The sequence below is a fragment of the Streptomyces sp. E11-3 genome (assembly GCF_046540415.1).
Taxonomy (GTDB): Bacteria; Actinomycetota; Actinomycetes; order Streptomycetales; family Streptomycetaceae; genus Streptomyces.
Genome location: NZ_JAZGRL010000001.1, coordinates 1238023 through 1257165 on the forward strand (window position 1 = coordinate 1238023; position 19143 = coordinate 1257165).

The window sequence follows — 19143 nt, forward strand, 5'->3', positions numbered from 1 at the left end:
CCCGCCCCGTGCCACCGCCCCTCGGCCACGCCACACTCCGCTCGCGTCCGCGCTCAGGACCGGCACGGTGCGGCCGGACCTCGCGGCCCAGCCTGGCACACCCGACGCCACGACCGGCGTAAGAACCTGTCCGTGCGGGCTGTGCACGGGTCCTGCCCCCTACTCGGCGGCCAGCGCGTTGGCGCGCTCCATGACCAGCAGGAGCACGCGGGCCGCGGTCTCCAGGTCGGCGGCGGGGATGTCTCCGTAGACGCGGGCCGCGATGCCGGCGACCGCGGCGGTGAACTCCTTGTGCAGGGCCCGGCCCTGCCCGGTGGCGCGCAGCCGGGACGCGTCGCCGGGCGGCTCCTCGACGAGGCACTTGGAGGTCAGGGCGGCGAGCGTCTCGTCCGCCGCCGCTTCGTCGATCTTCAGGGTGCCGGTCAGCCGGTCGACGACATCACCGCGCGCGACGGAACCGTCGTCCGCCGCGACGGTGTTGAGCGCCACCGACTGGTGGAAGGTGAGGCCGGACCTGGCCAGCAGGCGCTCACGCAGGGGCACGGTCGCGTAGTGGGCCTGGCCGATCAGCTGGCTGTTGAGTAGTACGGGAGTACGAGACATGACCGCTCCTTGGTGGGGACGCACAGGGATGGGCAGGGACGAGAAACGTTAAACGGAGAATTCTCCGCTTGATGGAGCGTAAGTGGAGAGATCTCCGGTTGGCAACCGGTTAAGCGGAGAACCCTCCGCTAAGCTCTCGACCATGACCGCAGCACGCCCCGACCGGCCCGAGCGCGCCGACGCCGCCCGCAACCGCCGCAAGATCCTGGACGCGGCCACCCGTGTCCTGACCGCCGAGGGGTCCGCCGCCCTCTCCCTCGACGCGGTCGCCAAGGAGGCCGGTGTCGGGGTCGGCACGGTGTACCGCCGCTTCGAGAACCGCGCACGGCTGGTCTATGAGCTGATCGACGACAACGAGACCCGCTTCCAGGAGGAGTTCACCGCGCACGCCGACGCCCCGCCCCGCGAACGGCTGCGCGCCTTTCTGCACGGGATGGCCGAACTGGTCGAAGCCAACCGGGAGTTGCTGCTGCTCGCCGAGGCCAGCGTCCCCGCGGGCCGTTACCACAGCGGCCCCTACCGCCGCCATCACGAACAACTGGGGCAGCTGATCGACGAGTTGGCGTCCGGGGCGGACAGCTCCTATCTGGCAGACCTGCTGCTCATGGCGTACACGCCGGGCCTGTTCGACTTCCAGCGGGAGCAGCGCGGCTGGCCGCTGGACCGCATCAAGGAGGGCCTGGACACGCTGGTCGACGGCATCGCGGCGGCAGTAGGCAGGCCGCCGGAGCAGCCGGAGCAGCTCGGGCAGTTGGGGCAGTCGGGTCAGCTGCCGTCGTAGCCCGCGGTGGGCATCGAGAGGCGGCGGTGGACACGGGCCTTCATCCCCGCGTCGTAGGCCGGTTCGTCCAGGCCCACCGTCTCCAGGCGCACCCCGCGCCGGGCGCACTCCGCGCTGAAGTCGTCCACGGAGACCAGGGCCCGCTCCAGGACGCGGCGGCTGGGGGCCACGAAGAGGTCGACCAGGCCCGCGTCGACGTCGGCCCACAGGCTGCGGTGGTCGGTGCGCAGCCCGTACACCAACAGCTCGCGGGTGACCACATAGCCGCGGTCCGCGGCCCAGAGGGCGCACATCGCGTGCTGGCTGCGGCAGTCCACGAGGAAGGGATCTTTGTCCAGCTCCTCGAGCGGCGTCAGGCTGGCGATCGCCGTGACCCGGATCTCGGCCATGCCGTCTCCCTCACCTCGGCCTTCGCCGCAGACACTACTACTCGCCGTACGCTCGTAGCAGTGGCCGAGGGCCCACAGAAGCAATCGAAGGGAGCCGGTGCGTGCCGGTGGAGATCACCTGGTGGGGCCATGCCAGCTGCACCGTCGAGGATGCGGGGGTCCGGGTGCTGACGGACCCGCTCTTCGCGCGCCGTCTTGGGCATCTGCGCCGACGCCGCGGCGATCTGCCGCCGCCACAGGCCGCCGTCGCGGACGCGGTGCTCGTCTCGCATCTGCACGCCGACCATCTGCACCTTCCCTCGCTGGCCCGGCTCGCGCCCGGCACGCGTGTGCTGGTGCCGCGCGGCGCCACGGCCGCCGTGCCGGGGCTGCGGAAGCTGGACGGCCTGCGGATCACCGAGGTCACCGCCGGGGACGAGGTGCGGATCGGGGATGTGACAGTACGTGCGGTGCCCGCGCGGCACGACGGGCGGCGGCTGCCGCTGGGGCCGCAGCGCTGCCGGGCGCTCGGCTACGTGGTGAGCGGTGAGGCCCGGACGTACTTCGCCGGGGACACCGGGCTCTTCGACGAGATGGCCGACGCGGTCGGCGAGGTGGATGTGACGCTGCTGCCCGTCGGTGGCTGGGGACCGTATCTGGGCGACGGCCACCTGGACGCGCCGCGGGCCGCCCGGGCGCTGGCCCGGATCGCGCCGCGCAGCGCGGTGCCGGTGCACTACGGCACGTACTGGCCGATCGGCCTGGACGCGGTGCGGCCGCACGAGTTCCACGGCCCGGGCGACGAGTTCGTACGGCAGGCGGCGCTGCGGGCGCCGGACGTGGCGGTGCATCTGCTCGGGCACGGCGAGAGCGTCCGGCCGGAGGTCGCCAAGTGATCCTCGCCGCGGCGGTCTCGCTCATTCCGGAGACGACCCAGCAGGCGGTCGGCTATCCCTCGCTGTTCCTGCTGGTGGTGCTGGGCTCGCTGGTGCCGGTGGTGCCCACGGGGGCGGTGGTGAGTTCGGCGGCGGTGGTGGCGTTCCACCAGACGGCGCCGCTCACGCTGCTGTTCGTGTTCCTGGTGGCGTCGCTCGCCGCGTTCACCGGGGATGTCGGCCTGTACTGGCTCGGGCAGCGCGGGATGCGCTCGCGCAACGGCTCGCGCTGGCTGCGGGCGCTGTACGACCGCGCCCCGGCCGAGCGCATCGCCCAGGCCCAGGGGAAGCTGCACGACCACGGGGTCGCGGTCCTGGTGGCGTCCCGGCTGATCCCGGCGGGCCGGATTCCGGTGATGCTGGCGTGCCTGTTGGGCAAGCTGCCGCTGCGCCGCTTCATCCGCGGGAACGCACCGGCGTGCCTGGCCTGGGCGGCGACGTACCAGCTGATCGGCATCCTCGGCGGGTCGCTCTTCGCGGAGCCGTGGCAGGGCCTGATCGCGGTCGTCGTACTGACGGTGGTGATCAGCGGTGCGCCGTCGGTGTGGCGGAGGGTGCGCGGGCCGCAGAAGAGCGAGGCCTAGAACCTAGAGGCATAGCGGCATAGCGGCATAGCGGCATAGCGGGATAGCGGCACAAGAGGAGTCAGATGGCGTCGGCGGTGAGGACCCGGGACGCTCCGATCGGGAGATCCCACAGGTCATCGCGGAGTCGGCCCGCCTTCTCCCAGGCCGCCCGTACGCGGATCAGCGGCTCCAGAACCGGTTCGGCCGACAGCAGGAACGTGGCCCAGTGCATCGGCGCCAGGCGCCGCGCGCCGAGGTCGTCGGCCGCCCGTACCGCCTCCTCGGGGTCGCAGTGCACATCGCGCAGCCACCAGCGGGGGTGGTAGGCGCCGATCGGCAGCAGCGCGAGGTCGATCCCGGGGTGGCGGCGCCCGATCTCCGTGAACCAGTGCCCGTACCCGGTGTCGCCCGCGAAGTACACCTCACGCCCGGCCGCGTCGGTGAGTACCCAACCGCCCCACAGGGTGCGGCAGGTGTCGATGAGGCCGCGCTTGGACCAGTGGTGCGCGGGTACGAAACTGAACCGCACCCCGCTCAGCTCCGCGGCCTCCCACCAGTCGAGCTCGGTGACACAGGAGAAGCGGCGGCGCCGGAACCAGCGGCCGAGGCCCGCGGGTACGAACACCGGGGTGTCGCGCGGCAGTCGCCTGAGCGTGGGCGCGTCCAGGTGGTCGTAGTGGTTGTGGCTGATGACGACGGCGTCGATCCGGGGCAGCGCGCCCCAGGCCACGCCAACGGGCGTGATCCGGGCGGGAGTTCCGAGGATACGGCGCGACCACACCGGGTCGGTGAGTACGGTGAGCCCGCCGACCCGCAGCACCCAGCTGGCGTGCCCGGCCCAGGTCACCGCGATGTCCGAGACCCCGGCCCCCGGCAACGGCCCCGGCGCGAACGGCAGTCGGGGGATGTCCCGCAGGCCCTGCGGACGTGGCCGGATCGAGCCCTCGCGGGCGAACCGGGCGAAGGCCTGCACGCCGGGCAGCGGGGCGGTCAGCCGGTCGACGAAGGACCTGGGCCAGGTGCGTAGCTCACCGAGCGGGCGGAGTACGGGAGAGCGCGACGGCGGCGTGGGTGTCGTGACCGAGGGGACGCGGGACGTCATCGGCTCGGACTGCTGCGTCATCGAGGCGGCTCCATTCGCTGGGCGTCCAGGGCTGCGTCGGCCCGCTCCGCTTCCTCCCTCTCCCTGGCATCGGCGCGGAGATCGTCGAGGGTCGACCCGAGCATGCTCAACGCCCGCCGCACATGCGGCAATTCCAAGGGTTCCGGCGAGGTGAGCGATTCCAGCCGCTCCTGGTCCGTGGCACCGATCAGCGGCCCGGTGGACAGCCGTACGCGCAGGGCGCCCAGAGCGTCGCCGAACCGGTGCCCACCGGCCACCGGCATCCCGAGCCGGTCGGTGAGGTGGTCCTCCAGTTCGATCGCGTCGGCGACCGAGCGAGCGCCGAGCGCGGACCGCAGGGGCTCCAGGTCCGCGTAGAGGTGGCGCCCGGCCTGCGGCGGACGGGCGTGCCCGCCTGCCGCGCGTACGGCGCGGTAGGCGGCACCGGCCACCCGCGCGTGCAGCCGCGCGGCCGCCGTCAGCCGGGCGGTGACCTCTTCCGGTTCGCCGAGCGCATGGGCGGCGGCCGCGGCGACGGGCGCGGCGACGATGGCACCGAGTGCGGTGAGCACGTCGAGGGTACGGGCGCGCAGTACGGCACCTGCCGCGGTGTCCGGGAAGCGGGCGACGGCGGCGGGCCAGTCGGCGGGCAGGAAGGCGCCGGACAGGTCCGTGAGCAGGGTGACCTGGCCGGGCAGCATCTCGGCGGGGCTGATCAGCACGTCGGGGGACTGCTGCGGGACGCCCGGCCGCGTGGTGCCGGGTGCGCCGGACCCGGCGCCACCGGGCACGTCGGCGGGCTGCCGGGCCGGGCCGGACCAGCCGCGCCCCCGAGCCTCGTCGGCAGCGGACGGCCCGGCCTCGTGGGGCCCGGCATCGAGTGCTCCAGCACCGGGCGCTCCGGGCCCGGACGCGCCGGACTCCCCGGCGGAGCGCCGAGGCGAACCCGAGTCACCACCGGGTCGTGCCGCGTGGGAGCCAGGGCCGGGCGCTCGATGGCCGAGTGTGCCGGGCTGCCCGGCAGACGGCCGGGCCGAGTGGGGCTGGACGGGCTGCCGGGCCTCATCGGAAGCGCCGTGCACCGTGTCGCGCCAGGTCTCGTCCGCGACGATGTGCAGCCCCTCGCCCGCCGCCGCCTCCACCGCCTCGTGCAGCACCTCCGGTGGCGGCACCGTGCCCGTCGGGTCATCGGCGACAGAGAGCACCAGGAGCCTCGGGTCACCGCCCTCCGCACGCACCCGTCGGACGGTCTCCAGCAGGGCGTACGGGTCCGGAACTCCCCCGCACTCGGCGGGAGTCGGCACATGGAACGTCCCCTGGCCCAGCAGCCGGTCCCCCGGCGCCCACCAGGCGGCACACGGGCGCGGCAGCAGTACGTCGCCGCCGACCGCCGCACTCAGCGCGAGCAGCAGCAGCGGGGCACCGGGTGCCGCGGCGACCTGGGCGCGCTCGCCCGGCAGCCCGCGGCGGCCGAAGTAGCCGCAGGCCGCGTCCAGCAGTGCGGGCCCGCCGCCCGGTGGCTCGGCGTACGCACGGCCCGCCGCCGCGGCGAGCACCGCGGCCAGTTCCGGGAGCACCGGCAGTTCTGGGCCCGCGGCGGGCGGGCCGTATCTCAGTGGGCCGTGGGCGGGCACTCAGCCCTGCGCCCTGGACTGCCGGCGGCGGATGACGTAGACCGTGCCGCCGACCGCACAGGCGACCAGGGCACCCCCGATGATCACGGTCGTACCGGAGTCCGTGAAGCTGCCGCCGAGTCCGCCGCGTACACCCGCCGTCGGTGTCGGCGTCGGCGTCGGTGTCTGCGTCGGTGACGTGCGGTGGACGGTGAAGGTCGTCGTCCACGCTCTGCCGCCCGGGCAGGTGCCGTCGACGGCCCATTCGGAGGTCTCGCCGACCGGGTTGGGGCCGGTGCTGGAGAAGTTGGCGGCCGAGGCGATCTTGGCGGTGCCGTTGTAGGCGGGGCCGGAGACCGCGTTGTCGTTGCCGGGCACCAGCGCCAGCCGGACCCGGCCCTGCTCGAAGGCCTGGGAGTTGGCGCTGATGGTCGCCGGTGGGTTGTCGCTGGGCGTGTCGCAGGTGACGGAGACGGTGACCGTGCCACCGGGCGCGACGGTACGTGGGCTGACCTCGGCCGAGTCCGCGAACGCGGCTGGCGCGGCCAACCCGACAGCGGCCGATGCCAGTGCGGTGGCGGCGAGCAAACGGGCGATGCGCATGACTGGGGGGCTCCTTCTGGCGACTGACGAGCAGGCGCGGAGGTCCACGCCACGAAGCCCATACAAACCCGACATTCCCCCACCGCGCGCGGGACGGGACACCATTCGCGGTACGCGCGCCGCCGCACGGGTGAGGAGCCGTGACGTCAGGTGGTCAGGGACGCCAGTTCCCGCTCCAGGCCGCGGCCGCGGGTGCGGACGAGTGCGCCGGCGACGTCGCTCAGTTTGCGGTTGGTGCCCTGGGAGATGCGGCGCAGCACGGCGAAGGCCTCGTCGGCGCCGCAGCCCAGCATGTGCATCACGATGCCGCAGGCCTGGTCCACGACGGGGCGGGTGCGCAGCGCGGTATCCAGCTGGTCGATCTCGGCGAGGGCCGCGCGGTAGCGCCGGTCGCGGATCAGCCCGCTCACCGCGAGGTCGCCGAGTGCCCGGGCGGGGCCGTGCCCGGCTGCGTTCAGGGTGCCGGGGCGGAAGCTGTACAGGCTCAGGGTGACCGTGAGGCCCGCGCGGAGGAAGGGCAGGGTGACGCTGGAGCGTACGCCCGCGTCGAGCGCCGCCGCTCGGTAGTCCGGCCAGCGCTGTTCGCGCAGCAGGTCCGTCGTGTCCACGGGCTCGCCGCGGGCCACCGACGCCGGAATCGGGCCTTCGCCGGAGCGCAGTTGTACGGAGACGACCGCGGCCAGATCGGGGTGGGTGACCGCGGCGGGCCGATCGGAGTCCGCCGCGTCATCGGCGACGGTCGCGCCCGCCCCACAGCAGGCGACCGTGCAGCGTACGGCGTGCTCGGCCAGCTCACTCAGCCGGCGCCCCGGCAGCGCGGAGTCCGGCCCGTCGGATGCGGGTGTGGGTGTGGGCGTGGGTGTGGGCGTGGGTGTGGGCGTGGGCGTGGGTGTGAGTGCCGGTGCGGGTGGGAGTGGGGATGCCGACATGCGATGCTCCTCCGTTCCGCTCACTCGACCAGATGTACCTGGGTCTCCATCCAGTCGCCTGCCCGCCGCCACCCCCGGAAAACGGCGCATGGGGATAGCTTGCTTGACATGACACAGGCGGACGAATTCGACGAGGAGCTCGCGGACTTCGTACGCCGGGTGGCCGAGCTCAGGACGGCACGCACCGCTCCGGACGGCGATCCGCGCACCGTCCTGGACGCCGCGCTCTTCGAACTCGACCATGCGGCCGAGCGGTTGTGGCCGCGCTACCAGCGGCTCACGGCCCCCGGTGGGACCGGTGCGTCCGCCGACCACCGGGAGCAGCGGCTGCTGCGGGCGATCTTCCAGCGGCTGCCGCTGCCCGTGCTGCTCCTCGACCGGGAGACCGGGGTACGGCGGATGAACTTCGCCGCGGTCAACTTCACCGGCGTACGGGCGGGTTATGCGACAGGCCAGCCGCTGGCCGGGTTTCTGGCGCAGGCCGACCGGGCGGCCTTCCGTTCGCAGACCGCGGCGGTCGCCCGTGGCGAGGGCGACCGGAGTCTCACCGTCCGGCTGCGGGACCGGCCCGGCGTGCCGGTGTACGCCACCCTCACCGCGCTGCGGCCCAGCGGAGAGCCGCGCGCCGCGGTGCTCGTCGTCCTGCAGTCCGCCGGGGCGGTGCCGCGGTTCGCCGGTGTGCACGCGCCCGCGCCCGATCTGGCCGAGGCGACCCGGCACGCGGCGCTGCTCGACCTGGTGGACGCCATGACGTCGGCGCTGCTGACCGTGCGCCCCGGTGACCGGACCGCCGTGCTCACCTGCGCCGCGCGGGTGCTGCACGGCAGGTTCGCGGACTGGGTGGTGGCCGACGCGGGCACCGCACGTCTGGTGCGCGCGGTCGCTCTCGGGCCGGACGACGCGCTGTTGGACGCGCTGCTGGAGCAGGACCCCGCCGGGTGCCCCCTGGTCATGGAGACGGCGCGCGGCGGGGCGAGCGCCCTGCAGGTGCGCCCACCCGACCCGGACGCACTCGGCCAGGACGCGTCGGGCGCGCCCCTGCTCGTCCGCGCGCGTGTCACGTCCTTGCTGTGTGTGCCGCTCAGCGCCCCGGAGGGCGGACCGCCGCAGGGCGTGCTCACACTGCTGCGTACCGGCGCCAGGCGGGCGTTCTCGCTGGCCGAGGCGCGGACGGTCGATGTGATGTCACGGCATATCGCCCTGGCGCTACGGCGTCCGGTGTGACGCCGCACCGCCGGGGGCGGCGCCCTCGCGGGGGGGCACCCGCGAGGGGGCCCTCTCGGGGGCTCCCTTGCTACGCCGCGTCCCGGAGCGTCTCGTCCCGCACCCGGGCGCAGCAGCGGCTGATCAGCCGGGAGACGTGCATCTGCGAGATGCCCAGTTCCTCGGCGATCCGGCTCTGCGTCATATCGCCGAAGAACCGCAGGTACAGGATGGTCCGCTCACGCTCGGGCAGGGCGCGCAGCCTGGGCCTGACGGCCTCGCGGTCGACCACGGTGTCCAGCGCCGGGTCGGTGGCGCCGAGCGCGTCACGCAGCGCGTATCCGTCGTCGCCGCCCGGGAGTTCGGCGTCCAGGGACAGCGCCGTGTAGCTGTCCAGCGCCTCCAGGCCGGTACGTACGTCGTCCTCGCTCAGGTGCGCGTACTCGGCGATCGCGGCGATGGTGGGAGCGCGTCCGGGAAGCGTCTGGGACAGGTCCCGGCAGGCGCTCCTGACGCGGTTGCGCAGGTCCTGGACCCGCCGCGGCACATGCAGGGACCAGGTGTGGTCGCGGAAGTGCCGTTTGATCTCGCCGGTCACGGTCGGCACGGCGTAGCTCTCGAAGGCCGTGCCCAGCTCCGGGTCGTAGCGGTCGACGGCTTTGACCAGGCCGAGCGCGGCCACCTGGCGCAGGTCCTCGAAGGACTCGCCACGGTTGCGGAAGCGCCCGGCGATCCGCTCGGACATGGGAAGCCAGGCCCGTACGACCTCCTGGCGCAACATGTCCCGCTCCGGCCCGTCGGGCAGCCGGGCGAGCCTCAGGAAGTCCTCGGTGGTGTCGGGCGCGTCGTCGTGCGGGTGGTGCCTTGCCCCTGCGGTCGGTCGCATAGTGCGTCGCAACTCCGTTGTCTTCGCGGGTGGGGGAATCACCGCGAGAGGGGCGCACCTGTACCCGGGGACACACCCGGGGGAGGCGTCGCCGCTCCCACGGACGTGCCTCCGGTCCGAAGCACATACTTCGGCTGCCCCGCGACCCGGGGCGCAAACCCCGCGGGTTCGGCCGACTCCTCGGGTGGCAGCAGCAGTTCCTCGTACCTGCCGAGCGCGAGGACCACGCCCAGCATCAGCACCGGAATCAGCAACGCGATCAGTGCCATGGCCTGTCCTTCCCCGAGGGGTGTCGGAAGTCGGGTGACCAGGCGGCGCCGGCGCAAACCACCGAGCCCGTGCGAGGCATGGCCCGGCCCATCAGGGGTACTGCGGGCAGGGTCACCAAGACGCGTACGCCACGTACGTACCGAGATTTCAGGAAGGGCCGAGAACCATGGCCGAGATCGTGCGGGAAGTCATGACCCCAGGCGTCGTCGCGGTGGGCCCCGACGCCTCACTCGTGGAAGCGGCGCAGCTGATGCGCGCGCGGGACATCGGCGACGTGCTGGTGGCCGCCGACGGCCAGGTGCTCGGGGTGCTCACCGACCGGGACATCACGCTGCGTGCCGTCGCGATCGGCGCGGATCCGCTGACCATCAGCGCCCAGACCGTCTGCACCCCGGCCCCGGTGCTGGTCGAGGCTCAGGCACCGGTGTCGTCCGCGGTCTCGCTGATGCGGGAGCACGCGGTGCGGCGGCTGCCGGTGGTCGAGAACGGCCGCCCGGTGGGGATGGTCAGCCTCGGGGACCTCGCGGTGGCGCAGGACCCGCACTCCGCTCTGGCGGCCATCAGCCGGGCCCGGCCCGACCACGAGCCGGGCACGACTCCGGGCTGAGAGACCGGTCAGGGACCGAGACCGGAGGGACCGAGACCGCTCAAAGACCGAGACCGGTCAAAGTCCGAGACCGGTCAAAGTCCGAGACCGGTCAGGGACGGCGGCCGAGGAGGCAGAGGAACTTGGTCTGTACGTCCGCGCCGGGCGGCGCCTCGACCGGTGGGTCGAAGAGTCCGCTCTTGGCCAGGTCGGCGGCGTACGGCGAGACCTCGCGTACCGCGTAGCGGACGAGGTCGTCCGGGAGCCGCTCATCGGCCCCGATCGCGCGGGACAGATCCCAGGCGTGTACCACCAGGTCGGTCACCATCTGCGCGCAGTAGTGGGCGGCGGGACTCTCGCCGAAGGAGAGGTGGACGGTGCGATCGAGGGCGCCGGGTGCGCGGAAGGCGTCCTGGGCGGCGCGCGCCGAGGTGTCCCAGGCGGCGACCGGGTCGGTGCCGAGCTGGTCGCCGTCGAAGGCGCTGCCGAGCGACTCGATGGTGACGCCGTCCTTCACCAGCGGCGGCACCCACAGCTGTTCCACCACGAGGTGGTTGACCAGGTCACGCACGGTCCATTCGGTGCACGGCGTCGGATCACCCCACTGACCCGCGCCGACCGTATGCACCCGGTCGGTGAAGAGCTCGATCGCCGCCGCGTGCCGCTTGAGCAGTCTGGTGTGAGCCATAACCCCATCCTCTCCCCGAGGCGGGGCTCAGCGCACCCGGTCGACCCTGCGCTCGTCCCACACCGGCTCCGCCGTCTCGCGTACCCGGCCGTCGCTGCCGAAGACCAGGAAGCGGTCGAAGGAGCGGGCGAACCAGCGGTCGTGGGTAACCGCGAGCACCGTGCCCTGGAAGGCCTCCAGGCCGTCCTGGAGCGCCTCGGCCGACTCCAGGTCGAGGTTGTCGGTGGGCTCGTCGAGAAGCAGCGCGGTGACGCCTTCGAGCTCCAGGAGCAGGATCTGGAAGCGCGCCTGCTGCCCGCCGGAGAGCCGCTCGAAGCGCTGCTCGGCCTGGCCGGTCAGCTCGTACCGCCGCAGCCGGGACATGGCGGCCCCGCGGTCCTGGGCGTGCTCGCGCCACAGGATGTCGAGCAGGGTGCGGCCGAACAGCTCGGGGTGCGCGTGGGTCTGCGCGAAATGCCCGGGCACGACGCGCGCGCCGAGCTTCCAGGCGCCGGTGTGCCGTACGTCGTCGCCCGCGAGCAGCCTGAGGAAGTGGGACTTCCCGGAGCCGTTGGAGCCGAGGACCGCGACCCGTTCGCCGTAGAAGACCTCCAGGTCGAAGGGTTTCATCAGGTCGGTCAGCTCCAGGCCCTGGCAGGTCACGGCCCGTACGCCGGTGCGGCCGCCGTGCAGCCGCATCGTGATGTCCTGCTCGCGCGGCGGCTCCGGCGGCGGGCCCGCCTCCTCGAACTTGCGCAGCCTGGTCTGCGCCGCGTGGTAGCGCGAGGCCATGTCGTGGCTGTTCTCGGCGGCCTGGCGCAGATTGCGGACCAGCTTCTTCAGCTGCTCGTGCTTCTCGTCCCAGCGGCGGCGCAGCTCCTCGAAGCGCGCGAAGCGCTCCTTGCGGGCCTGGTGGTACGTGGCGAAGCCGCCGCCGTGCACCCAGGCGTCGGCGCCCGCGGGGCCCGGCTCGACGCTGACGATCTTCTCGGCGGCGCGGGCGAGCAGCTCCCGGTCGTGGGAGACGAACAGGACGGTCTTACGGGTCTCTTTGAGCCGCTCCTCCAGCCACCGCTTGCCCGGCACGTCCAGGTAGTTGTCCGGCTCGTCGAGCAGCAGGACCTCGTCGGTGCCGCGCAGCAGGGATTCCAGGACGAGGCGCTTCTGCTCGCCGCCGCTGAGTGTGCGCACCTCGCGGAACTGGGCCTTGTCGTACGGGATGCCGAGGGCGGCGGTGGTGCAGATGTCCCAGGTCGTCTCGGCCTCGTAGCCCTGCGCCTCGGCCCAGTCGGCCAGCGCCTGGGCGTACCGCATCTGCGCGGCCTCGTCGTCCACGGTCATGACCGCGTACTCGGCCGCGTCGACGGCCGCGGCGGCTTGCTTGATGCGGGGGTTCGCGACGGATACCAGCAGGTCGCGGACGGTGGTCTCGTCCCGTACGGACCCCACGAACTGGGGCATCACGCCGAGCCCGCCGCTGACCGTGACGGTGCCGCCGTGCGGTTGCAGATCGCCGGAGATCAGCCGCAGCAGGGTGGTCTTGCCCGCGCCGTTCGGGCCGACCAGGGCGACGATGGCGCCCTCGCCGACCCGGAAGGAGACATCACCGAGCAGCTCCCTCCCGTCAGGCAGGTAGTACTCGAGATGCGCGGCTTCCAGATGTCCCATGGTCACGCATTGTCATCGGCGCGGAGGTCATACGGCAAACGGGTTTAGAAACAGGCTCTTAGAGGCTGTCTTTGAACCCGGGCCCCGTGACGCCGCCGTGCCGAGGGGTACCCACCCGGTATGAATTCCGAAGCAAGCTGGATTCTCGCACTGGACTGCCGGGTCTTCGACGGCGTCGCGGCCCGGCACTGGCGGGGCGCTGACCTCCTGCTGCCCCGGCTCAGCCGCAGCGCCGACCATGGTGTGCTGTGGTTCGCCACGGCCGCGGGGATCGCCGGGGCCAGGACCCCCAGGGCCCGGCGTGCCGCCGCCCGCGGCCTCGCCTCGCTGGCGGTCGCCTCCGCGACGGTCAACACCCTCGGCAAGCGGTCCGTGCGACGCGCGCGGCCCGTATACGACGCGGTGCCGCTGGTCCGGCGCCTGGCGCGGCAGCCGATCACCACGTCGTTCCCCTCCGGGCACGCCGCGTCCGCGGCGGCTTTCGCGACCGGGGTCGCCCTGGAGTCACGCGGCTGGGGCGCGGCGGTGGCGCCGGTCGCCCTCGCGGTGGGGCTGTCCCGGGTCTACACCGGTGTGCACTTCCCCAGCGATGTGCTGGCGGGTGCGGCGCTGGGGGCCGGGGCGGCGTTCGCGGTACGCGGTCTGGTGCCGACTCGCGCCCAACTGCCCGCGCCCGGGCGGCCGGTGGTGGGCGCGCCCGCGCTGCCCGGTGGCCGCGGCCTCACCATGGTGGTCAACACGTCGGCCGACTCGGCGGACCGGGTGGGGGCGCTGCGGAACGCGCTACCGCTCGCCGAGGTCGTGGTGTGCGAGGGCCCCGAGCTGACCGGGGAGTTGGAGAAGGCCGCCGCCGCGGACGGGGTCCGGGCACTGGGGGTGTGCGGTGGGGACGGCTCGGTCAACGCGGCGGCCGGTGTGGCGCTGCGGTACGGGCTGCCGCTGGCGGTGCTGCCGGGCGGCCGGGTGAACCACTTCGCGTACGACCTCGGCGTCGAGGAGCCCCGGGACCTCTTCCGCGCCGTGGAGAACGGCGACGCGGTGGCGGTGGACGTGGGCAGGTTCCGCTCAGCGGACACCAGTGGGTACTTCCTGAACGCGCTCAGCCTCGGCGTCTACCCGCAGTTGGTGCGCGAGCGGGCGCGCCGGGCGCACTGGATCGGGGGGCGGGCCGCCGATGTGCTGGCGGCCGTACACGTCCTGCGCCATGAACGACCGCTGCGGACCCGTCCCGACAGGCAGGGCCAACACCGGCCGCTCTGGCTGCTGTTCGCGGGCAACTGCACGTACCAGGGGATGGGGCTGCTGCCGACGCGGCGGGCCGATCTCGCCGATGGTCTGCTCGATGTGCGCGTGGTGCACGGCGGCCGTACGCCGGGCGCGCGGCTGCTCGCCGCGGCGCTGGCCGGTCCGCTGTCGCGGTCCCCCTTCCACGCCGCCGTACGGCGCACCCGGCTGCGGGTGGACGGCATCGCGCCGGGCACATCACTCGGCTACGACGGCGAAGTCACGGTGGCAGGGCACGAGTTGGTGATCGACAAGGCCCATGAGGCACTGAGCGTCTACGCACCGCTGACCATATAGCGAGACGCAGGTCTCATATTTCGACATCGCGGCGTACGGTGATCCTCTCGCGTCGAGCGCAGGCTCGAAGTCCAGCGGAAGGAGTCCCGCCATGCCGAAGAACCCCGCACAGGAGACCGCCGTCTACACCCACGGACATCACGAGTCGGTGCTGCGCTCGCATACATGGCGCACCGCGGCCAACTCGGCGGCGTACCTCATCGGCGAACTGAAGCCCGGCATGCGGGTCCTGGACATCGGCTGCGGGCCCGGCACCATCACCGCGGACCTGGCGGAGCTGGTGCCGGGGGGACATGTCACGGGCGTGGACGCCGCGGCCGACGTACTGGACCAGGCCCGCGCGACCGCCGCCGAACGCGGCCTCCACAACGCGGAGTTCGCCGTGGCCGACGTACACGCCCTGGACTACCCGGACGGCTCGTTCGACGTCGTGCACGCCCACCAGGTGCTGCAGCATGTGGGCGACCCGGTGCGGGCCCTGCGCGAGATGCGCCGGGTGGCCGCACCCGGCGGCCTGGTCGCGGTCCGTGAATCGGACTACGCGGCCATGACCTGGTATCCGTGCCCCACCGGCCTGGACGACTGGCTGGAGCTCTACGAACGGGTCGCCCGTGCCAACGGCGGCGAGCCGGACGCCGGACGCCGCCTCAAGTCCTGGGCCCTGCACGCCGGTTTCACCGACATCACGGCCACCTCGACGGCCTGGACCTTCAGCACCGAGGAGGAACGCGCCTGGTGGAGCGGACTGTGGGCGGACCGCACGACGGCTTCGGCGTACGCGGGCCTCGCCGTGGACGGCGGCCACGCGAGCGCGGCACAGCTGGCGGACATCGCCGAGGCCTGGCGGGAGTGGGGGCGGCAGGAGGACGGCTGGTTCTCGGTGCTGCACGGGGAGGTCCTCTGCCGCGTATGACACTCTGCCGCATATGACGTAGCGGTACGAGGTAGCGCGGTGTCATCTCCCCTCTCCGGGATACCCGGAGAGCAGGAGGTGTGCATTGTGGTTCCCATCCTGCTTGTTCTGCTACTCGCGCTGCTGCTCTTCGGGGCCGGGTTCGCGGTGAAGGTCCTCTGGTGGATCGCCGTTGCCGTGCTGGTCATCTGGCTGCTCGGCTTCCTGGTGCGCTCCACCACACCGACCGGAACCAGGTCCCGCTGGTATCGCTGGTAGCCGCCAGGCCTGTCGGCTACTGCCCCCTGGGGAGGCTAGTCCTCCCTGGGGAGCAGGGGCCCCAGTGGACCGAGGTCGATATTGAGGTCCTCAGGACGCAGGCCATAGCGTTCCCGCAACTCCGCCATGCGCTCCTCCAGGAGCATCAGTGTCAGCCCGATCCGCTCCTCCTGCTCCTCCGTCAGCTCTCCGGTGTCGAACCGGCGCGGCGCCTGGCGCTCCATCAGCTGGCGCAGCAGCTCGACAACCGTCAGCACGAGCTTGACCAGGTCCCGTTCAGATCGACGAGGGCCACCTCACGGTGTTCGACGACGGTCACGACCGCTGCTCCAGGTCGGCGTCCCCCAGGTCGGCCAGGTCGGCCGGCTCGGCGAAGGAGTACGCGGCCCAGGGGCCCGTCAGTTCGACGCACAGGCCCGGCTCCTCGTCCTTCGTACGGTCCACCAGCTCTACGAAGGCCTCGGAGTCCCGTCGGCACACCAGATACGCGGCGTTCAGCACATTGCGCCCCGGCGCCCGGGACAGCGCGGGGTTCTGTGGCGGGTGCAGCCGGGAGAGCTCCGCACACCGGGAGAGCTCCTCGTGCAGCCGCCGGGCGAAGGCCTCGGCGCGCTCCCAGGTCCACTCCTCCGTACGCCGCTGGTCACGGCGCCTGCGCAGATAGTCGCGGCCGGTGGCAGGCGCCGCAGGGGCGAGCGGCGGGGCTGGCTCGTCGCGTATATGGACTTTGACGCCCCACTCGATCCGCCCGTCGAGCCGGTCCAGCGCGCGCCGGAACCGCTCTCCGTCCTGCTCCAGCAGGGTGCGGACGCCGCTGTCACCACGGAAGACGGTGGCCAGACGGCCGTGCCAGGGACGGGAGCGCGCCTCGTTCACTTCACCACCCCATGCTCCACCAGCAGCCGGACCCCCGCCGCGATGGACTCGGCGTCGATGCCCGCCGTGTGCAGCTGCTGGTCCGGCGCGGCCGAGCCCGGCATCGTACGGACCGCGAGCCGGGCCAGACGTGGCACCGGGCGCCCGTCGGTGAAGGCGCCCAGCACCGCGTCGCCCAGGCCGCCCTCCTCGCGGTGGTCCTCGACGGTGAGGAGGCAGCCGGTGCGTTCGGCGGCCTCGCGCAGGGTGTCGCGGTCGACCGGCTTGACCGAGTAGAGGTCGATGACCCGGACCGGGATCCCGAACTCCGCCAGGGTCTCGGCGGCCGCCAGGGCTTCGTGCACGGTGACCCCTGCTGCGACGACCGTGGCGCGATCGGCGTCGGATGCGCGCAGCACCCTGCAGCCGCCGACCGGGAACTCCTCGTCCGGGCCGTAGATCACCGGGGTGGCCCCGCGCGTGGTCCGCAGGTAGCGGATGCCGGAGCCGTTCGCCAGCTGGGCCACCAACTGGGCCGTCTGGTTCGCGTCGCAGGGGTACAGGACCGTGGAGCCGTGCAGTGCGCGGAAGAGGGCCAGGTCCTCCAGGCCCATCTGGGACGGCCCGTCCTGACCGATCGCCACACCAGCGTGCGAGCCGATGGCGATGAGGGACGCACCTCCGATCGAGGCCATCCGCAGGAAATCGTGCGCACGGCTGAGGAAGGCGGCGAACGTCGCGGCGTACGGGATCCAGCCGCGGGCGGCGAGCCCCACCGCGGCCCCGACCAGCTGCTGTTCGGCGATGTAGCACTCGAAGTAGCGCTCGGGGTGCTCCTTGGCGAAGTACTCCGCGCGCGTGGAGTCGCCGACCTCGCCGTCCAGCGCGACGACATCGCCGCGCGCGTGGCCGAGTGCGGTGAGCGCCTGGCCGTAGGCGGTACGGGTGGCGACCGCGTCACCCACTCCGTAGCGCGGCAGGGACAGGTGCCCGCTGCGCGCCGCGTGCAACGACCGTGCGGCGGGCGGCTGCTGGACCTCGACGCGCACCTCGCGGCGGCCGCCGAGCTCCTCGATCGCCGCCTCGGGGTCGCTCAACGGCTTTCCGTGCAGGCCCTCCCTGTCCTCTGCCGACGCCACTCCGCGGCCCTTGAGGGTACGGGCGAGTATCGCGGTGGGCTGCCCGGCCGTGGAGCGGGCCTCGTTGCAGGCGCGGTCGATCGCGTCCGGGTCGTGGCCGTCGATCTCGGTGGTGTGCCAGCCGAAGGCCCGCAGCCGGCGGGCGTACGCGCCGAGGTCGTGCCCGTGCCGGGTGGGCCCGCGCTGGCCGAGACGGTTCACATCGACCAACGCGGTCAGATTCTCCAAGTGCTCGTGTCCGGCGTGCTCGGCGGCCTCCCACATCGCGCCCTCGGCGAACTCGCCGTCGCCGCACAGCACCCACACCCGGTAGCCGACCCGGTCCAGGCGCTTGCCCGCCAGGGCCATGCCGACCCCGATGGGCAGCCCCTGGCCGAGTGAGCCGGTGGCCACCTCGACCCAGGGCAGTGCCCGGGGTGTCGGGTGGCCCTCAAGGCGGCTGCCCAGGGCGCGGAAGGTGCGCAGTTCGGCGTCGTCTATGGCACCGACCGCCTTGTACGCGGCGTACAGCAGCGGCGAGGCGTGGCCCTTGGAGAGGATGAAGCGGTCGTTGCCGGGGTGTTCGGGGCGGCTGAAGTCGTAGCGCAGATGGCGGGCGATGAGCACCGCCATCAGGTCGGCCGCCGACATCGAGGACGTGGGGTGCCCGGAACCCGCTGCGGCGGCCGCGCGGACGGAGTCCACCCGCAACTGCTGGCCGAGTTCGTGGAGTTGGTCAGTGTGCATCGGAATCCTCTCCAGGGGCTCCGGGTACGCGGGCGAGTTCGGGGGACGCGGTGTCCAGCGGCACCGACCCAGGAGCGCACCAGGCCCAGCTGGACGGCCTGGCGCGGCAGCAGGGCGTCAAGGAGCCAGTCGGCGGCGACATCGCGGGCCGCCGCCTCGCCCTGACTCCAGGCGTGCTGCGCGGTCATCGACGTGAACGCTTGGGGTTGCGCAGATCGGACGCGGCAGCCGCGTCGCCGCAGGCGAACGCCTCGGGGTGGCCCGGCACATTGAGGTACCGGTCGACGACGAGCCGGCCACGCTCCATGGGGCGCCCGATGATCACGACTCGGTTCCGGCTGCTCACCATGTGCCTCCGGAGGGTGTTGTCCCGGTTCACCGGTCAGGGCGCCGATCACCGGTCGGGGCGCTGGGGCGGGAAGGGCTGCTCCGTGGTGCCGGGCATGCCGGGCGGCACGACCGGGGGTATGGGCGGGGGTACGAGCGGGGCGCCCGGGCCTCCGGGGTCGACACTGGGCGGCGCTCCCGGTGCGCGAGGGTCCCTCGCCCCGTCGGCCGCGGCGTACGGGTCGCCCGCGACGGCGTGCGGCGTGTGCCCTGGGCGGGCGGCCCGCCGCAGCGCATAGGCCGCCAGGGCGAGCAACGCGCCCGTGATCAGCGCGGCGCCCCAGTCGGGGACGCCCAGAGCGAGCACAAGACCCAGGCCGAGCACGAGAGCCGCGCCCGCGTACAGCGCGGTGGCGGCCGAGACGGCGTGCAGCCTGAGGCTGCGGCGCCGCTCGCGGGTCTGTTCGCGGAGTTCGTCCCGCAGGGCCTCCCGGACGATCCGCGCGATGTCGTCGGAAAGTTCCTTGCTCAGGTTCTCCATGCGGTCCATGCGGGCCGGGTACC

20 protein-coding genes and 3 pseudogenes are annotated in these 19143 nt (G+C 73.1%); 8 read left to right on the plus strand and 15 right to left on the minus strand.

The window, feature by feature from the left end; all coding sequences use genetic code 11:
* Nucleotides 1-159: 159 nt before the first annotated feature.
* Nucleotides 160-603, minus strand: coding sequence for a hypothetical protein (locus U9R90_RS05650; protein ID WP_411055268.1), 444 nt, complete (start codon nt 601-603; stop codon nt 160-162).
* A gap of 142 nt (nt 604-745) precedes the next feature.
* On the opposite strand from U9R90_RS05650, the gene U9R90_RS05655 reads away from it, so the two are divergent.
* A complete protein-coding gene (locus tag U9R90_RS05655; protein WP_411055269.1) occupies nt 746-1384 on the plus strand; it encodes a TetR/AcrR family transcriptional regulator in 639 nt (212 codons plus the stop codon).
* On the opposite strand, the gene U9R90_RS05660 is transcribed toward U9R90_RS05655, so the two are convergent.
* Nucleotides 1369-1773: a hypothetical protein gene (locus U9R90_RS05660; protein WP_411055270.1), complete on the minus strand. Its 405-nt coding sequence runs from the start codon at nt 1771-1773 to the stop codon at nt 1369-1371. The genes U9R90_RS05655 and U9R90_RS05660 overlap by 16 nt on opposite strands.
* Before the next feature lie 101 nt (nt 1774-1874).
* Between U9R90_RS05660 and U9R90_RS05665 the strand changes: the two genes are divergently transcribed.
* Both U9R90_RS05665 and U9R90_RS05670 read left to right on the plus strand, forming a co-directional pair.
* Complete coding sequence (locus U9R90_RS05665) at nt 1875-2648, plus strand: MBL fold metallo-hydrolase (RefSeq protein ID WP_411055271.1); 774 nt, start codon at nt 1875-1877, stop codon at nt 2646-2648.
* Nucleotides 2645-3271, plus strand: a complete 627-nt coding sequence (locus U9R90_RS05670) for a DedA family protein (RefSeq protein ID WP_411055272.1) — start codon at nt 2645-2647, stop codon at nt 3269-3271. The genes U9R90_RS05665 and U9R90_RS05670 overlap by 4 nt, the downstream gene beginning before the upstream one ends.
* Before the next feature lie 61 nt (nt 3272-3332).
* On the opposite strand, the gene U9R90_RS05675 is transcribed toward U9R90_RS05670, so the two are convergent.
* The 4 genes from U9R90_RS05675 to U9R90_RS05690 all read right to left on the minus strand — a co-directional run bounded on the left by U9R90_RS05675 (nt 3333) and on the right by U9R90_RS05690 (nt 7500).
* Nucleotides 3333-4376 carry an MBL fold metallo-hydrolase gene (locus U9R90_RS05675; protein ID WP_411055273.1) on the minus strand — a complete coding sequence of 348 codons (1044 nt, stop codon included), beginning with the start codon at nt 4374-4376 and terminating at the stop codon, nt 3333-3335.
* A complete protein-coding gene (locus tag U9R90_RS05680; protein WP_411055274.1) occupies nt 4373-5932 on the minus strand; it encodes an aminotransferase class I/II-fold pyridoxal phosphate-dependent enzyme in 1560 nt (519 codons plus the stop codon). The genes U9R90_RS05675 and U9R90_RS05680 overlap by 4 nt, the downstream gene beginning before the upstream one ends.
* Nucleotides 5933-5989: 57 nt before the next feature.
* The gene (locus U9R90_RS05685) at nt 5990-6571 is read right to left on the minus strand and encodes a hypothetical protein (RefSeq protein ID WP_411055275.1); all 582 of its coding nucleotides are present in this window, start codon (nt 6569-6571) and stop codon (nt 5990-5992) included.
* Between the two features lie 146 nt (nt 6572-6717).
* Nucleotides 6718-7500 (minus strand): ANTAR domain-containing response regulator, encoded by a 783-nt coding sequence (locus U9R90_RS05690; RefSeq protein ID WP_411055276.1) that lies wholly within the window; start codon nt 7498-7500, stop codon nt 6718-6720.
* A gap of 108 nt (nt 7501-7608) precedes the next feature.
* Here U9R90_RS05690 and U9R90_RS05695 point away from each other — a divergent pair, with 108 nt between their 5' ends.
* Nucleotides 7609-8724, plus strand: a complete 1116-nt coding sequence (locus U9R90_RS05695; RefSeq protein WP_411055277.1) for a PAS domain-containing protein — start codon at nt 7609-7611, stop codon at nt 8722-8724.
* 70 nt (nt 8725-8794) lie between these two features.
* Here the strand turns inward: U9R90_RS05695 and U9R90_RS05700 are convergent, their stop codons facing one another.
* Both U9R90_RS05700 and U9R90_RS05705 read right to left on the minus strand, forming a co-directional pair.
* Nucleotides 8795-9589: an RNA polymerase sigma factor SigF gene (locus tag U9R90_RS05700; protein ID WP_411055278.1), complete on the minus strand. Its 795-nt coding sequence runs from the start codon at nt 9587-9589 to the stop codon at nt 8795-8797.
* Nucleotides 9590-9627: 38 nt separating this feature from the next.
* Nucleotides 9628-9858 (minus strand): hypothetical protein, encoded by a 231-nt coding sequence (locus U9R90_RS05705; protein WP_411055279.1) that lies wholly within the window; start codon nt 9856-9858, stop codon nt 9628-9630.
* A gap of 167 nt (nt 9859-10025) precedes the next feature.
* Here U9R90_RS05705 and U9R90_RS05710 point away from each other — a divergent pair, with 167 nt between their 5' ends.
* A complete protein-coding gene (locus tag U9R90_RS05710; protein ID WP_411055280.1) occupies nt 10026-10466 on the plus strand; it encodes a CBS domain-containing protein in 441 nt (146 codons plus the stop codon).
* A gap of 91 nt (nt 10467-10557) precedes the next feature.
* Here U9R90_RS05710 and U9R90_RS05715 read toward each other — a convergent pair whose 3' ends face one another.
* A complete protein-coding gene (locus U9R90_RS05715; RefSeq protein WP_411055281.1) occupies nt 10558-11133 on the minus strand; it encodes a TIGR03086 family metal-binding protein in 576 nt (191 codons plus the stop codon).
* Between the two features lie 27 nt (nt 11134-11160).
* Complete coding sequence (locus U9R90_RS05720) at nt 11161-12780, minus strand: ABC-F family ATP-binding cassette domain-containing protein (RefSeq protein WP_411055282.1); 1620 nt, start codon at nt 12778-12780, stop codon at nt 11161-11163.
* A gap of 120 nt (nt 12781-12900) precedes the next feature.
* Between U9R90_RS05720 and U9R90_RS05725 the strand changes: the two genes are divergently transcribed.
* The 3 genes from U9R90_RS05725 to U9R90_RS05735 all read left to right on the plus strand — a co-directional run bounded on the left by U9R90_RS05725 (nt 12901) and on the right by U9R90_RS05735 (nt 15532).
* On the plus strand, nt 12901-14361 hold the full coding sequence (locus U9R90_RS05725) for a bifunctional phosphatase PAP2/diacylglycerol kinase family protein (RefSeq protein ID WP_411055283.1): 1461 nt from the start codon (nt 12901-12903) through the stop codon (nt 14359-14361).
* Nucleotides 14362-14452: 91 nt separating this feature from the next.
* Complete coding sequence (locus U9R90_RS05730; RefSeq protein ID WP_411055284.1) at nt 14453-15274, plus strand: class I SAM-dependent methyltransferase; 822 nt, start codon at nt 14453-14455, stop codon at nt 15272-15274.
* 87 nt (nt 15275-15361) lie between these two features.
* Nucleotides 15362-15532: a hydrophobic protein gene (locus U9R90_RS05735; protein ID WP_411057650.1), complete on the plus strand. Its 171-nt coding sequence runs from the start codon at nt 15362-15364 to the stop codon at nt 15530-15532.
* 35 nt (nt 15533-15567) lie between these two features.
* Here U9R90_RS05735 and U9R90_RS05740 read toward each other — a convergent pair.
* The 5 genes and pseudogenes from U9R90_RS05740 to U9R90_RS05760 form a co-directional block, all read right to left on the minus strand.
* Nucleotides 15568-15822: pseudogene (locus tag U9R90_RS05740) on the minus strand (gas vesicle protein K); the annotation flags it as partial.
* A gap of 25 nt (nt 15823-15847) precedes the next feature.
* A pseudogene (locus U9R90_RS05745) lies at nt 15848-16375 on the minus strand (GvpL/GvpF family gas vesicle protein); the annotation flags it as partial.
* Nucleotides 16376-16404: 29 nt separating this feature from the next.
* The gene (locus U9R90_RS05750) at nt 16405-18252 is read right to left on the minus strand and encodes a transketolase (protein WP_411055285.1); all 1848 of its coding nucleotides are present in this window, start codon (nt 18250-18252) and stop codon (nt 16405-16407) included.
* A pseudogene (locus U9R90_RS05755) lies at nt 18242-18571 on the minus strand (NAD(P)/FAD-dependent oxidoreductase); the annotation flags it as partial. The gene U9R90_RS05750 and the pseudogene U9R90_RS05755, both read right to left, overlap by 11 nt.
* 75 nt (nt 18572-18646) lie before the next feature.
* Complete coding sequence (locus U9R90_RS05760; RefSeq protein WP_411055286.1) at nt 18647-19129, minus strand: phage holin family protein; 483 nt, start codon at nt 19127-19129, stop codon at nt 18647-18649.
* Between the last annotated feature and the right edge of the window lie 14 nt (nt 19130-19143).